The sequence below is a fragment of the Spirosoma aureum genome, from assembly GCF_011604685.1.
In the GTDB taxonomy this organism is placed as follows: Bacteria; Bacteroidota; Bacteroidia; order Cytophagales; family Spirosomataceae; genus Spirosoma; species Spirosoma aureum.
In genome coordinates, this window is record NZ_CP050063.1 from 1,782,813 (window position 1) to 1,798,556 (window position 15,744).

13 protein-coding genes are annotated in these 15,744 nt (G+C 46.1%); 10 read left to right on the forward strand and 3 right to left on the reverse strand.

The window, feature by feature from the left end; translation table 11 throughout:
- Window positions 1-74: 74 nt before the first annotated feature.
- A complete protein-coding gene (locus G8759_RS07190) occupies window positions 75-509 on the forward strand; it encodes a RidA family protein (protein WP_232074159.1) in 435 nt (144 codons plus the stop codon).
- Between the two features lie 378 nt (window positions 510-887).
- Here G8759_RS07190 and G8759_RS07195 read toward each other — a convergent pair whose 3' ends face one another.
- Window positions 888-2,087 (reverse strand): EndoS/ChiA family endoglycosidase, encoded by a 1,200-nt coding sequence (locus G8759_RS07195; RefSeq protein ID WP_167206546.1) that lies wholly within the window; start codon window positions 2,085-2,087, stop codon window positions 888-890.
- A gap of 295 nt (window positions 2,088-2,382) precedes the next feature.
- Here G8759_RS07195 and G8759_RS07200 point away from each other — a divergent pair, with 295 nt between their 5' ends.
- The 5 genes from G8759_RS07200 (at window position 2,383) to G8759_RS07220 (ending at window position 10,284) form a co-directional block, all read left to right on the forward strand.
- Window positions 2,383-2,940 (forward strand): sigma-70 family RNA polymerase sigma factor, encoded by a 558-nt coding sequence (locus G8759_RS07200; protein WP_167206548.1) that lies wholly within the window; start codon window positions 2,383-2,385, stop codon window positions 2,938-2,940.
- 11 nt (window positions 2,941-2,951) lie between these two features.
- Window positions 2,952-3,944, forward strand: coding sequence for a FecR family protein (locus tag G8759_RS07205; protein ID WP_167206550.1), 993 nt, complete (start codon window positions 2,952-2,954; stop codon window positions 3,942-3,944).
- A 156-nt stretch (window positions 3,945-4,100) separates the two neighbouring features.
- A complete protein-coding gene (locus tag G8759_RS07210; RefSeq protein WP_167206552.1) occupies window positions 4,101-7,466 on the forward strand; it encodes a SusC/RagA family TonB-linked outer membrane protein in 3,366 nt (1,121 codons plus the stop codon).
- An 18-nt stretch (window positions 7,467-7,484) separates the two neighbouring features.
- On the forward strand, window positions 7,485-9,080 hold the full coding sequence (locus G8759_RS07215) for a RagB/SusD family nutrient uptake outer membrane protein (protein ID WP_167206554.1): 1,596 nt from the start codon (window positions 7,485-7,487) through the stop codon (window positions 9,078-9,080).
- A 37-nt stretch (window positions 9,081-9,117) separates the two neighbouring features.
- A complete protein-coding gene (locus tag G8759_RS07220) occupies window positions 9,118-10,284 on the forward strand; it encodes an exo-beta-N-acetylmuramidase NamZ family protein (RefSeq protein ID WP_167206556.1) in 1,167 nt (388 codons plus the stop codon).
- A 125-nt stretch (window positions 10,285-10,409) separates the two neighbouring features.
- Here the strand turns inward: G8759_RS07220 and fdhD are convergent, their stop codons facing one another.
- On the reverse strand, window positions 10,410-11,243 hold the full coding sequence (fdhD, locus tag G8759_RS07225; RefSeq protein WP_167206558.1) for a formate dehydrogenase accessory sulfurtransferase FdhD: 834 nt from the start codon (window positions 11,241-11,243) through the stop codon (window positions 10,410-10,412).
- Window positions 11,244-11,362: 119 nt separating this feature from the next.
- Between fdhD and G8759_RS07230 the strand changes: the two genes are divergently transcribed.
- From G8759_RS07230 to G8759_RS07240, 3 genes are read left to right on the forward strand one after another with little or no spacing between them, the layout of a single operon-like run.
- Window positions 11,363-11,560 (forward strand): DUF4177 domain-containing protein, encoded by a 198-nt coding sequence (locus G8759_RS07230; protein WP_167206560.1) that lies wholly within the window; start codon window positions 11,363-11,365, stop codon window positions 11,558-11,560.
- Window positions 11,561-11,576: 16 nt separating this feature from the next.
- Entirely contained in the window at window positions 11,577-11,906 is a 330-nt protein-coding gene (locus G8759_RS07235) for a nucleotide pyrophosphohydrolase (protein WP_167206562.1), read from the forward strand.
- A 48-nt stretch (window positions 11,907-11,954) separates the two neighbouring features.
- Complete coding sequence (locus G8759_RS07240) at window positions 11,955-12,764, forward strand: peptidoglycan-binding protein (protein WP_167206564.1); 810 nt, start codon at window positions 11,955-11,957, stop codon at window positions 12,762-12,764.
- On the opposite strand, the gene G8759_RS07245 is transcribed toward G8759_RS07240, so the two are convergent.
- Window positions 12,747-13,247: a hypothetical protein gene (locus tag G8759_RS07245; protein ID WP_167206566.1), complete on the reverse strand. Its 501-nt coding sequence runs from the start codon at window positions 13,245-13,247 to the stop codon at window positions 12,747-12,749. The genes G8759_RS07240 and G8759_RS07245 overlap by 18 nt on opposite strands.
- 127 nt (window positions 13,248-13,374) lie before the next feature.
- Between G8759_RS07245 and G8759_RS07250 the strand changes: the two genes are divergently transcribed.
- The gene (locus G8759_RS07250) at window positions 13,375-15,741 is read left to right on the forward strand and encodes a penicillin acylase family protein (protein ID WP_167206569.1); all 2,367 of its coding nucleotides are present in this window, start codon (window positions 13,375-13,377) and stop codon (window positions 15,739-15,741) included.
- Window positions 15,742-15,744 lie beyond the last annotated feature (3 nt).

A 15,744-nucleotide genomic window follows, 5' to 3' on the forward strand; every position in this document is an offset into this window, starting at 1 on the left:
TAATAGCTTATAAATTGCTCTCGGATTAGGATAAGTATTCACTCATCCTGGACAAAAGTCGTCAAGAGAAGTTATTGTATAAACAACAGCCAGAACATATGAACTCAACCGTAGAATTTCTGAACCCAGACGAATTATTGAAAAATCCGGCTTTCTCTCAGATTGCCATTACAAAGGGAAATGGCAGTACAATTTATATTGGTGGACAAAATGCAATAACAAAAGATCTGGAAATAATTGGCAAAGGCGACATAGCCTTACAGACGGAATACGTATTGAAAAACATTGAAATTGCTTTAAATTCCTGCGATGCAACGGTAGACGACTTGTTTAGATTGACAATTTATATTGTTCAGGGACAAGACGTACGAAAGGGTTTTGAAGGTGCCCAGAGTTTTTTGAAAAAATTATGTAATCCGCCCGTTATTACCGGCATTGTTGTGGCCGGTTTAGCCAATCCTGATTATTTGGTGGAAATTGAAGCGGTTGCGTTCAAAAGAGAAAAGTAATCAACACCAGTTAGCCAACAGCGACTGTTGGTTGTTACTTTGCTCCGCATGGGGCTGCTCCCGGGCGACATTTAACCCCTTCTGACAGAGAGGTTTTAGTTTTTCATTTCCAGGGTACGACTGAAAGCGTGAACGCCCTAAAGGCTCCGTCTACAGCAGATATGAACTCATGTTAAAGTCCGAACGTCGACATGATCGTTGATAACGAACTGACCTTCCGGGTAGAAAATAGTCAGCCTATATTGTCTGTGAAAGACATGGCTGTTAGTCAAGCCTTTAGGTACGCCTTACAACTCCCCTGTGATTGAATTACATTGCCCTTTTTACCAAAAAAGCGGGGAGTTGGCTCCCCGCTTTTTAAACTTGTGTTACCACCCGTTATTCAATCTTTACCGACGTTATTTTGTCATTTGCACTGGGTGAAAGTGATCCAAAAGAGCTCTTATTCGCAGTAAGCACCCACGACTGACCAGTAAAATTATCGTCTGCGTACATGGTTACTTTCCAGCCAACAGGAATTTTCACCGACGATGCCCAATCATTGGGCACGCCAGCAACGGTCAACTGGTACCCCGTATAAGTTCCCTTCTTGAGATAGGTCGATACGGGACCACCATAGTAATAATCCCTGTAGAATTGAACGCCGTTCCCATGAAGGATATCGATCAGGTTTTTGGTCACTTTGTAATCGGGCGCTGGGCTCGTATCCGTTTGTTGATCGGGAATATCTCGGTCAATAGCATACGCAAAAATTCCCCCTTTCTTACCCAAATTCCATTTCGCGTAATCATAAGCAATTCCTTTCTGATCATCAGGGGAGTGAACATCGTGAAAGTCACCCCGTTCTTCGTGGAATGAGAATCCAGGCAAAAATTTGTTCAGGGGTAGTTTACTGGCGTAGGTGTTATTGTAGGTGCTATTAACGCTGGTTGCACTACGGCCATAAGCCTGCAAGAACACATAATCAATTTTATCATAGATAGCTTGAAAAAAGGGAGTGGTTCCATCCTGGTTTGTATCATAAATAAGTAGCTTTCCTGTGCCTGATTTAGGTCCTACATATTTTGACAAAGCGGTAACAATACCTACTTTATCGGTTAGCGTTTGGCCGCTTGGAGAATCCTCAATATCAAAATCAAGACCATCTGCGTTATATTTAATGAGGTAATTGTCGATCAGGTGTTTGGCATATTTTTCATAGCCGGCGGTATTATGTGTATATTCAGGCCCCATGTTAATACCACCTACTGTATAAATGACTTTAGTGCCACGCTTATGAAGCTCCGGCACATATGTATCCCTTAGCACATTCCAGTAGTTACTTGTGGAACTCGTATTGACTTGGAAAATCATTACCATATCCAGGTCAGTCGGTAAATCAAGCATGGTAGTTAATTTCTCCGGGTGATCGGCTTTATCAGCCCCGGTTCTATAATAACCTGCCATAATTTCTTTATACTCTCCTGCTGCTCTGGCCGATCCATTTTTAGCCTCGGCCGTCATTGAATCTACTGGGCTCATCTCCCGACAGCTCAGTGTCATAAATACCATACAGACGATAATTGAAAAATACTTCATAAGTAAAGGGGTTAAATGTTACGGTAGCAATATTATTTTAAAATATTTAAATATAAAAACTTTTGCTTATATAGTTTATATATTAATATAAACTATATATTACATAGTTTACTAATCCCAAACTATATTCGATAATTAGAATATTTATAATTCTAACTAAGTCATTGAAAATTGGTATTTGGCCTACCTCAGACTGGTGAATTTTGACTATTTGCTTATTTTTTTTGCTTTTTTTAGGGGTTTTTCTGCTTTAGGGTACTTATACCCAGTAAGAGTATTTATATCCCGTAACTAAATGAATACGAAACAGCTACATGACGAGCAGTTGGTAACGCTTTTTCATCAGGGCAATAGGGCGAGCTTTGAGGAGATCTATAAGCGCTACTGGTACAAGCTGTTTAAAATAGCTTATCACCAAATCAATGTGCAGGAAGATGCCGAAGAATTGATTCAGGACATTTTCATGAGTCTCTGGAAACGGCGGTCAATAATCATTATCAAGCAACTGGATCTTTATTTGATGCTGGCTGTAAAAAATCAAGTATATAAATATATGAAATCTAAGATTAGTTTACAAAAATACAGAGAATATATTATTTTTCAGGATATCTATCAGAACCACCCCACCGATGACTTTGTGAGTTTTCACGAACTCATGGATGCTACCGAAGCCGCCCTCGGTCGATTACCCGAAAAAAGCGCCGACGTGTTTCGTCGAAGTCGTTTCCATAACCAATCGGTTAGAGAAATCGCCGAAGATCTGAATCTCTCAGAAAAGGCAGTTGAATATCATATTACGAAATCCCTGAAATTTTTGAGAGAGAATTTAAGCCATTATCAGTCTGATAATTAAATCAACGTACAATGACACAACAAGAATTTAATGAGTTATCGGAACGCTATCTGGAGGGTAACACCTCTGAGGAAGAGGATCGGTACTTGTTAGCATGGTCGCAGCGACAACTGGCCAATGAGTTACCTGATTTCACCAAAGTTGAGAGAAACAAGGTTGAGCAACGAATATGGCGAAACATTGATCAGCAAATTCAGCCGAAAATTATCTGGATGCGTGCTGCATGGCTGAGTGGGATGGCAGCTTGCCTATTAGTGGGACTTTTCTGGTTAGTGCCATCCTCCTCGCTGCTTCTTAAAAATGGACCGTTTGCGGTAGCAAATAAGCTGGGCCGCACTGGTATTGAAGTGAAGAATATGACCTCGGCAGAACAGGTAGTAAAACTGGAAGATGGAACCGTCGTACTGCTAAAACAAAAAAGCAGCCTTGTTTACGGCGAAAACTTCAATCAGGGTAAACGCGAAGTGTATCTGACCGGCGAAGCTTTTTTTTACGTCAAACGAGATATAACGAAGCCCTTCATTGTGCATTCGGGCACGCTGATTACCGAAGTGCTCGGAACAAGTTTTCGGATAAAACCAAAAGCCAATGCCATTGAGGTCGCTGTGGCAACAGGTCGGGTGTCAGTCTATACCGAAAAATCAAGCCATAAAAATGAACGGGCAGGTGTAATTCTGACACCTAATCAGCAGGTTACGTTTGATGAAGCCTCGCAGAATATTATTCCCGGTATTGTTGAAAAGCCAATACCGGTGGCATCCGTAGAGAACATGGCCCCCCAATTAATTTTCCAGTCGACGCCCTTACAAACTGTATTGAATACGCTTTCGACACTATACGGAATCGAGTTTGTTATTACTAATCCGAAAACAAAAGACTGTCATATTACCGCCGATTTGAATGCCCTATCGCTATTTATTCAATTAGAATTAATCTGCAAATCTATTGATGCCACGTACGAAAAAAGAGGTACGGTTATCTTCATCAATGGTGAAGGCTGTTAATAAAAAAGCCGAAAATGTTTCCGCATTTTCGGCTGGTGTAGCTATCCCTTGACAAACGCCAATCTGTAGAAGGGATAGAGTTTTTCATCTGTTCAACGAAAAACAAATAAAGCTATGAAAAATGATTTACAAACCTCCAGTAACTGGAGGAAACTTATGAGAATCACGCTTACTCAGTTGCTGATGTGTGTCATAGGGGTTAGTGTTACGCTGGCATATGATACTCGCGCACAGGAAGTACTGAATCGAACCGTATCGCTTGTCGGTGATCAGGTTGAATTACGCGCGGTTTTGACCCAGATCGAGAAACAGGCCGATGTGAAATTTGTGTACAGTACCAAGGTTAACTCAGACCAACGGATAACGATCAATCTAAAGAACCGAAAACTCTCAACGGTTCTGGATGAAGTGTTGATTCCAAATCTGATTGATTATGAGGTAATCAGTAATCGGATTTTACTAAGGAAAATCAAGTCACCGTCGAGAAATGCTCCCAATGAAAACAAAACCGATGCGATCGAAAAAAAAGAAAGTGCCACAAGTGTGAAAGGGCAGGTCACCGATGAAAAAAAACAACCGATTGTCGGGGCTTCTATCGTTATAAAAGGAACAACCCGTGGCACCGTTACGAATGAAGATGGCCGGTATTCGATTGATGTGCCGGGCGATCAGGCCATTCTGGTCTTTAGCTATATCGGCTTCATCACGCAGGAGGTGAAGGTGGGTAATCAAAGTGATATATCGATTTCGCTGGCGGCAGATACCAAATCGCTCGATGAAGTTGTGGTGGTAGGTTACGGCCAGCAATCGAAAGTGAGCCTGACTAATGCGGTAGGGACCGTTAAAGGTACCGAACTCGTTAGGCGACCATATTCCAGTATCCAGCAGTCTTTACAGGGGCAGGTGGCCGGTCTGACCGTACTTGACCAGGGTGGCAGTCCGGGCCGCACTACCAGCACCCTGCGTGTGCGGGGTGTTACAACCCTGAGCAACAGCAACGAAGCCCTCGTGATTGTGGATGGCATTGAGCAGCAATTGACCAACCTTAATCCCAACGATATCGAATCTATTTCTGTACTGAAAGATGCAGCATCAACCGCCATCTATGGGTCAAGGGCAGCTAACGGCGTGATTATGATTACGACTAAACGGGCAAAAGAGGGAAAAGTTACGGTCAGTTATAATGGGTTTTACGGCCTGCAACGGTCGGTCAATAATCCAGAGATGGATTTGCCGAGTTACATGAAATTAGAGCAGGTGGCCTATAACAATGCCAAAATTCCGCTACCTGCTAAATTTACGGATGTGGGTATCCAGGAATACCTGAACGGGAATAAAACCAATCCTGAACTGTATCCCGATGTTAATTCCTGGTTTAAAACCATGCTAGGAGTTGCCCCTCAATACAACAACAGCCTTTCAGTTAGTGGTGGTAGCGAAAGTATTCGTGCCCGATTGAGCATCCGCCAGCAAAAACAGGCTTCCCTTCTGGATGTGCCGTTGAACTATGGTGCCGATTTGCGTGACATTCGACTGAATACCGACTTCAAGGTGTCAAATAAAATAAACGTATCGACCGATATTAATTACCGGAACAGCTACACAGTTGCACCAGTCAATGAAAGCGAAGTATTTAACCGCTTCATCCATGGCACCCTGTTTGCCACGCCCCGGTATTTTAGTACGCTGGAGGGAACGTATCCGGGCATTACCGGAACCTACGGATTGAGCGCACAAGGCGTTACGCCCCGCATAGAGGCCGAGCAGGACGGTACCTCGAAACGCATAGAGGAAAGCATATTTTCGAGCCTTAAGGCCGATTATGAAATCGTAAAAGGACTTCGATTTACTTCCCAACTGGCGTTACGGATCGAGAATTTGCGACAAAAGAATTTCACAAATGCCTACAAAAATGTGGATCTGGTCAAAAATGTAACGCGGAACATTATCAATAATGCACTGACCGATACACTCAAAAACGCCACCGAATATACCTGGAATAATTACCTGAATTACGAGACAAGTCTGCAAAAGCACTACCTGAAAGCCCTGGCTGGTTATTCGACCATCAACAATGTGTTTAAGGGATTGTATGCCTATCGTCAGAATTTCTACAACAACGACATTCAGGCGCTAAGTCAGGGGGCTAATGATGGCACCAAAAACAACGGCGGTTCGGATGCGCAGTTTGGCCTGCGCTCATACTTTGGCCGTGTCAACTATTCCTTTGCCGACAAGTATTTGTTTGAAGCCAACGCTCGCTACGATGGGTCATCGCGGTTTACAGGTGCGAATGTGTATAGCTTTTTTCCCTCGTTTTCGGCAGGTTGGCGCATTTCAGAAGAGTCGTTCATGAAGAAAGCAGGCTTTGTCAATGAATTGAAACTACGGGTTTCGTGGGGACAAACCGGCAACCAGTCGGTTGGTTTATATAGCTACTATCAGTCGCTGGTAGCTTCGTCCTATGGCTTCAATGGGGCTACCGCTATTTCATATTCGCCGACCCAATTGGCTAACAAAAATATAACTTGGGAAACTACGGCTCAGGTTGACTTCGGTTTCGACGCCCAGCTTTTCAGAGGGTTTAGCGTTGGGTTCGACTACTATAATAAGCTAACCGATGGCATTTTGCTGAACTTGCCTATTCCGGCAACTGTTGGTTTGGCCGCACCCCCTCAAAACGCAGGTAAGGTTGAAAACAAAGGTTTCGAATTACAACTCGGCTATCGGAATGTAGGTGCGAAAAACGTCCGGTATAGCGCAACACTTAACCTCTCGGCCAATAAAAACACGGTAGTCAGTCTGGCCGGAACGGGTCCCTACATTTCCGGTAGTGATATTGATCCGCTGTTTATCATAAAAGAAGGTTCTCCCATTAATTCGCTCTGGGGCTATAAAACCGATGGTTTTTTCAAAACCGACGACGAAGCCAAAAGGTACCCAACCATCACTACGGGCCGGGCGGCTGGTGATGTGAAATACCTCGATCTGAACAACGATGGGAAAATTGATGCCAACGACCGTACCATTATCGGTAGCTCATTTCCCAAACTACTCTACTCGCTGAATGGGAATATAGGCTTTAAAAACTTCGAGTTATCGTTGTTTTTTCAGGGTGCAGCCGGTGTAGATGCTCGTTTAGCGGGTGCTTTGGCCGAAAATGGCAACAATGAAGGCTTTGTTCCTAAACTAGTAAGTACTAACTACTGGACACCCGACAATCCGAACGCTCGCTTTCCGCGACCTCTGAAAAGGGATTTATTCAACATGTACACCGCTGATCGGCTCGTCATTAATGGTGACTACTTGCGGCTAAAGAACGTACAGTTGATGTATCATCTGCCAACCAGAATAGTCCAGAAAATGAAACTGGAAAGTGCCAGTGTGTATTTGTCGGCAACAAATCTCTTAACCTTTTCCAAACTGAATGAATGGGGACTTGATGCCGAGGCAGGAAGTGGTCGGGCCACGTATTATCCGCAGGTGTCGGTCACGAGTTTTGGACTAAATATTCAGTTTTAACCACCAATCACAAGAAAAATGAACGCAAACTATATTAAGGCGGGGCTTATAGCCTTCTCCATGCTGGTGTTGAGTGGATGCCAAACCGATTTGTTAGTACTGCCTCCCAACGACCGCTTATCAACGGATTTGTTCTGGAAAACCGAAAACGATGCCGTACTGGCTGTCAATGCAGCTTATTCGGCAGTGTTAGACGATGGGGTGACCCTGTTTCAGCGCGACGCATTCAGCGATATTGCCCACGTGAATTCGTTCTTTAATGCTGATGCGCTGGTCGAAAAAAACAGCTACGATGCGTCGAATTCGGTTATTTCATCCCAGTGGACAACACTATGGGCCGGAGTCAGGAAAACCAATTTCGTACTGGATAATGTCGATGCCATTCCTGTTACGAACAAGACCATTGTTAACCGCGTAAAAGGTGAAGCCAAAACGCTGAGGGCGTATCAGTATATTAAGTTAACGGCTCTTTTCGGCGATATTCCTCTTATTACGAAAGTGATTTCAATTGAGGACGGGAAAGGGTTATCCCGTACACCCGTAAGCCAGATCTGGGATTTCATCGATAAAGAACTGACTGAAGCGGCTTCGCTTTTGCCTGCCAGCTATACCGGAACTGATATTGGCCGGGTTACGAAAGGGGCGGCTCTGGCCATGAAAGCCCGCGCTAATCTGTATGCTGGTCGATATCAGCAGGCTGCAGCCGATGCCAAAGCTGTGATGGAGCTGGGCATCTACACCATCTATCCGAAATTCGCCGACCTGTTCGGCTATACAGCTGAGCGAAATCCGGAGGTTATTCTGGATCGGGAGTATATTAAAGATGTACTGCCAAGTCCGGTATTTAACCAGATGGCTCCTTATGGGCAAACCTCCGCCCTGACGTCCAATTCTTATGTGCCAACAAAAGCGTTGGCTACGATGTATTCAATGGCAAACGGCAAACCGATTATTGATCCAACCAGCGGCTTTGATCCAAAAAAGCCCTACCAGAACCGGGATCCACGTTTGGGTTTTACGTTTTATGTACCGGGCGATTTGCTGCCTAATGGAAAGGTATTCAATCCATTGCCGTCCAGCAACACGCCTGATGCTGTCGGTGGCACGTTTTATGCAACGGCAACGGGATTTACTTCCCGCAAATATGTAAACAATGCCGATGCGGCTACACCCACTAACAGTGGTATCAATATTATTCAGCTACGTTATGCCGAGGTATTGCTGACGTATGCCGAGGCAAAAATTGAGCAAAACCAAATAGATCAGAGTGTGTTGGATGCTATCAATGCGGTTCGGACTCGGGGCGACGTAAAACTACCAGCTATTTCGCTGCCGCAATCGCAAGCCGATTTGCGTGAACTTGTGCGTCGGGAGCGAGCTATCGAATTAGCGTTTGAAGGGCTACGGCTCTATGATCTCCGACGTTGGAAAATTGGCGATAAGGTTTTAGTTGGTACAATTGAAGGCATCGACTATGTAGATAATAATGCTGTCAAAACCATTGAGGTACCATCATTCATCAAATCGTTTAACGCGACCCGCGATTATTTGTGGCCAATTCCGACGAATGAACGGATTTTATCGCCAAATCTTTCCCAAAATTCAGGTTGGTAATGTACGCTTGTTTAAACCTCTCATAACCTTCGGTCATATGGGGCAACGATTTTTTAAACTCCTGGCTATTACTGCCTTTTTACTGATACCGTTTAACCTGATAGCACAAAACCTACGATTGGGTTGCGAACAGACGGGTGAGTATCTGCCTGACCTGCTAGGGAAAAAGGTCGCCTTGGTTGTCAATCATACGTCTATATTTAGCAACCATAGACATTTGGTCGATAGCTTATTGAGTTTGGGGGTTACCATCACAATGATCTTCACGCCCGAGCATGGGTATAGAGGTGTTGCCAGCCCGCTCGAAAAAGTCGATAACAGTATTGACGCCAGAACGGGACTGCCCATTACGTCACTCTACGGAGCCAATACAAAGCCCACAACCGAACAACTAAAAGATGTTGATGTCGTCGTTTTCGATATTCAGGATATTGGCGTGCGTTACTTCACTTTTTCCAGCACAATGCACTACATAATGGAAGCCTGCGCCGAAACAGATAAACCGCTCATTATTTTAGATCGCCCAAATCCAAACGGCCATTATGTAGCCGGGCCTGTCCTGAATCGAAAATTTGCTTCATTTGTCGGGTTAAATCCTGTGCCTATCGTATATGGGCTGACGGTAGGCGAGTTGGCCCGAATGATCAATAGCGAAGGCTGGCTCGCCAGTGGTAAACCCTGTACCCTAAAAGTAGTTGCCTGCCAAAATTACACGCATCAGATGCCCTATGATTTACCCGTGCCGCCAACGCCTAATCTGCCTAATAGAAAGGCCATTTTAATGTACGCATCGCTCTGTTTGTTTGAAGGTACTGAAATCAACTTTGGGCGCGGTACTGATACGCAGTTTCAGGTAATTGGCGGTACAAGCCCCAATTATGGCCAGTATATGTTTACACCGATCGACCGGCCGGGAGCTCTTAATCCGGCCAACGAAGGTCAATTATGCTATGGGTTGGACTTGCGACGTGTAAACGCTCAAAAAGTAGGCTTCACGCTGAAATACCTCATTGATTTTTACCAAAAAGCTCCCGACAAAACCAAATTCTTTATCAGACCTGCTGCTTTCGATAAATTGGCAGGTAACGACTTTGTGCGAATCATGATAACTGACGGGAAATCCGAAAAAGCGATCCGGGCTGCCTGGAAAAAGGAATTGAACCAGTTCAAGGTATTGCGAGAAAAGTATCTCTTGTATCCTTAGCGAAAAGCCTATCAACAAAAATGGAGAGTTTATTCATTCCTCCAGCGTCAGAATGAACGCTGATAAAAAGCAGGAGTGAAGCCTTCTGTTCGGAGAGATCTTACCGGCTGTCATGCCAGTTCGGTTCAAGAACTTACCCGATTGGGTTTACTGTAGATATTGAAGCGCTCATCCCGTACAAAACCGGCCAGGGTTATATCGGCCTCCTGTGCCATCTGAACGGCCAGACTCGACGGCGCTCCTACGGCTGCCAATAGTGGAAGACCAGCCATCCAGCTTTTCTGAACAAGTTCAACGCCGATGCGACCACTTAAAAATACGCCATAACGGCTTAATGGTAGCCAGTTTTGCCAGAAAGCAGCCCCAATGAGTTTATCTAAGGCATTGTGTCGGCCAATATCTTCCCGAACGAGTAGTAATGCACCCGTAGCATCGAACAGGGCGGCTGCATGAATACCGCCCGTATAGGCAAAGGCTCGCTGTGTAGTCCGGACCCGGTCAGGTAAGGCATGCAGGATGGTAGGTTCGATCAATAAATCAGATGAAATCGGCCCTGGTGTAAGCGCCATTACGGCATCGATAGTGGTTTTACCACAAAGTCCACAGCTCGATGAGGTAAACGTATTCCGTGTTAGTCGCGACCAGTCGACCGGTACATCCGGATTAAGTTCAACCCGGATAACGTTCCCATCTTTGGCCGAATCCTGAACACAATGTCGGCACGAAATGATATCGGCGGGTTTCTGAATGATTCCTTCTGTAAACAGAAAACCCATCGCTAACTCTTCGTCATTGCCGGGTGTGCGCATCGTAACGGCAACGCTACGCTGCTGCCGGTCATCGATTGGGCCAAATCCCAGCCGGATTTCGAGAGGCTCCTCAACAGCCAGCAAGTCAGGCGCTTCGATTAGATTGTTGCCGGTGATTTTCTGTATGGTAACGGGCGCAACGAACGACATAAGCTTACACTTTTAGCTATAACGCCCGGTAGTACAGTAAAGTTGATTTAGTTGATGGCCCGACCACTATCTTCGCGGCAAAAATCCAGCTCTGGTTAGTTTCAGGGCTAACCAATCGCATGAAAAAGTTCGAGTATCTTACGTTAGACGTAGCGGCCAGAGGGTTCTGGAGCAGATCGGTTGATGCACAGGAGTTGACCAATAAACTAAATGAACTGGGCGCTGAAGGTTGGGAGGTGGTATCATCCGTCGATCTCAATATAGGTCAGGGCCAATCGCGAAATGTGATGGTGATACTCAAGCGGGAAATCAATTAATTGACTTTACTACTATATGACTCTTAAAGATGCACAGATAACTGTCGACGACTGGATCAAAACCGTCGGCGTTCGGTATTTTAACGAACTGACCAACATGGCTATGCTGACCGAAGAAGTTGGCGAAGTAGCCCGAATTATTGCCCGGCGCTATGGCGAACAGTCAGAGAAGGAATCGGATAAAAATAAAGACCTGGGCGACGAAATGGCTGATGTACTTTGGGTACTGATCTGCCTGGCCAACCAGACCGGAGTTGACCTGACCGAGGCCTTCGCAAAAAACCTGGCAAAAAAAAACAGCCGCGATGCCACCCGGCATTTGAACAATGAGAAGCTGAAAGAATAATCTGTCCACCAAGTGTGCCTGGATTGTGGGGCCGGGCAAATATGTAGTATGATCAAAACCTCTTACCAAAACGAACTACTTTTTTCGGATACGCTCAAAAAAGGCAGCCAGGGACCCGATGTCCGGCGAATTCAGGAATGGTTGTGTTTAAGTGCGTTACGTTATCCACAGGCAGTGTTGACAACTGCCATTGATGGCCAGTTTGGGCCGGCTACCGAGCGGGCGTTGCAGAATTTTCAGGCGGTTCTCAAGTTGCCTAAAACGGGGATTGTCACCTCCGAACTATTTGCCCGGCTCAGTGCTCCGTTATCAACGGCTTTTCAGGCAAAACCCACCGTCAGTGATACGCGTAAAGCCGTTGTACAAGTTGCAAAAGCGCACTTAAACCAGCGATCCGCCGAAATTCAGACCGATGATGGGCAAAACCTTGGGCCATGGGTACGTGGTTACTGCGATGGGTTCGATGGGTTGCCGTTCAAATGGTGCGTAGGCTTTGTGCAGACGGTACTCGATCAGGTAGCCTCGGCACACGGCCGCAATTTTACGTCGATTATGCCCCAGACGCTTAGTTGCGATACTATGGCGCTCAGTGGGAAGGATAACGGCCGGTTATTAGATAGTGCATTGATCCGCAAAAAACCAGATCGTATTCGGATTGGTGATGTGTTCATTCTGCGCAATCCGCAGGATAACGACTGGTTTCATACGGGGATCATAACGGCTGTTTTGGGGGATGCGATCGAGACGTTGGAAGGCAATACGGATTTAAAAGGCGGAAGTAATGGCACGGCTGTTTTTGCCCGTGTCCGGAATATTCAGAACGCAACCATCGATGTATTCTCAATTGAGGGCCTGTAGTGATTCAGGTAGCTTGCCTTCAATGATGTGATCTTTCAACAGCCGTTTAACCACGCTACGTGGTGGTACCCGTTCGCCATAGGTCGGGTTCGATGAGATAATGGCTTTCCAGAAGGGTTGCCCCGTAGCTACGCTACTCATTTCGGCATTGTATTCGTATGGAACACTATTGTATCGGCTTGAATGACCCGTTTTACTCAGTTCGAGAGTTAAAATAACATCGCTTTGGCAGGCTTCGGCCTGTTTCCGGACAGCCTCATCGGGATTGTCGAATGATAATGGGCTTAAGGCCACCGTACATACCTCATAAGTTACTGGAAACGATTTGACAAATCCCTGAACATAGCTTTCCGGGGCCTTTCTTAGCTTCGTAACGACTAAAATCCGCTTGAATGTCGGGATGGCATCCGATTTTATATTGGATTGTATCGTTACGCATCCGGCCAGTAAACTAATCAGGAGAAAAGTAGCGAGCGTTTTCATTCGTAATAAGTTTTGTATTAATCTGATTGTTAAAGTAACAAAACAAAGTTAGTATACTTGTTAAAAGCCCGTTAAAGTTGAGGTATGCAGAATGTTGGTTATCTTACTCAGAAATCAACGCTGTGCAATGCAACGATTCCTGCCCTTACTTCTGCTCATTCTTACGATCTCATCTGCCTGTTCTCAATCAACGCCTGGCCTTCAGCAACCCGTCGAAATAATCCGCGACCGCTGGGGTGTTAATCACATCTATGCTAAAAACGAACACGATCTATTTTTTGCCCAAGGTTATTCAGCCGCTCAGGATCGACTCTTTCAGTTAGAAATATGGCGTAGGCAGGCTACAGGTACTGTTGCCGAATTACTTGGACCACAGGAAACCAAGCGCGATATTGGCACACGATTATTTCGATTCAGAGGAGATATCAACAAAGAACTGCTTCACTATCATCCCCATGGTCCGCAGATTGTAAGGGCGTTTGTTGAGGGGATCAACGCCTACATCACCGAAATTCTGAAGACACCGGAGAAACTTCCTTTCGAGTTTCGGGTGCTCGATACGAAACCAGGGTTATGGACCCCCGAAGTTGTTATAAGCCGCCATCAGGGACTTGCCTATAACGTACGTGACGAGCTAAACTACGGGCGACTGGTTAAACTCATCGGAGCAGACAAACTCCGTGAATTGCAGTGGTTTCACCCGCAGCCTACCGTTGCAATATCAAAAACCGGCGATCCGGACCTGACCTTGCATGTTAACGGTGATGAATTGTTTCAGCCGATTCTGGAATTATACGAAGCCTTTCGCCTGCCGTTGAAGTTCAAAGGCCGGCCAACGAAAGCTGATGAGGATGAAGCAAGACGATCGGATCGTTCAGTAGACGACTGGTTCGACACGGAAAAGCAATATGTTGGCTCCAACAACTGGATTATTTCAGGGAACAAATCTGCCAGTGGTTACCCAATGTTGGCCAACGATCCGCACAGAGCACAATCTACGCCGTCATTGCGGTATTGGGTACATCTCAATGCGCCCGGCTGGAACGTAGTAGGGGCGGGTGAACCCACATTGCCTGGCATTTCTGTAGGTCATAACGAGTACGGGGCCTGGGGCCTAACGATCTTTGAAACCGACAATGAGGATTTGTATGTGTACGAAACAAATCCGGCTAACCCGAATCAATACCGATACAAAGGCCGCTGGGTGACCATGAAAACCATGTCCGAAACAATATCGGTAAAAGGTGGTCAATCCGTTCGGGCTGAACTGAAATACACACAGCATGGCCCGGTTGTCTTCGAAGATAAGCAACATCACAAAGCCTACGCTGTGCAGGCCGGATGGCTTGAAACGGGTTGTTCGCCGTATCTGGCCAGTCTGCGAATGAATCAGGCCCATAACTGGGCGGAGTTCAGGCAGGCCTGCACCTACAGCCGAATTCCGGGCGAAAATATGATCTGGGCAGATAAGACGGGGACTATTGGCTGGCAGGCTGTAGGGCTGGCCCCCATCCGGAAAAACTTTACGGGACTGGTGCCTGTACCGGGCGATGGTCGTTATGAATGGAGTGGTTATCTGCCAATTCAGCAACTTCCCGGCAAACTGAATCCGCCTGAAGGGTACGTTGCAACGGCCAATAACAACCTCACGCCAACTAGTTTTCCTCACCGCAATGCAATCGGCTGGACGTGGGCCGCACCAAGCCGGGCGCACCGTATCGAAGAGGTATTAAACGATGGAAAGCGCAAAAGTATGGTTGATTTTATGGCACTTCAGGCCGACTATCTGTCTATCCCGGCCCGAACACTGGTGCCATTACTGCAAAACCTGTCGTCGCCGACCGATCGAACTGAACAGGCGTTGGCCCGCCTGCGTCGGTGGGATTATAAACTTGACCCCAGTTCAGTAGCGGCTTCAATTTATGTAGCCTGGGAGGGGCAACTAAAGCAGGCCGTTTATCAGCAAAAAGTCCCCAAGAACGCTCAGCCTTACTTTAAAACAATGCCTTCAAGGCGGGTCTTCGATGCATTGCTCATTCCAACGGCCGCTCGCGATAGTCTGTTACTTTCCTGCATGGATCGCGCTGTGACTGAACTCACCAAACGACTTGGCAGCGACATGGACGAGTGGGCATATGGGCAACGAAAAAACAAGCATATTACCATCACACATCCACTCAGCGATCTGGTCGATAAAGAGATGCAGAAAAAAATCAATCTGGGTCCAGTGGCGCGGGGTGGCTATGGCGAAACGGTTAACGCAACGGGTAACGATCTGAACCAGGCTCACGGTGCCTCGTTCCGGATTCTGGTCGATACCGAAGATTGGGATAAAACCCTGGGCGTCAATAATCCGGGTCAGTCGGGCAATCCTGACAGTCCGCACTATGGCGACCTGTTTCCGATCTGGGCTGAAAACAGTTATTTTCCCGTGTTTTTCTCCAAAGAAAAAGTAAAAACGGTTGCTGAGGGAACCACCATACTAAAGCCTTAACTT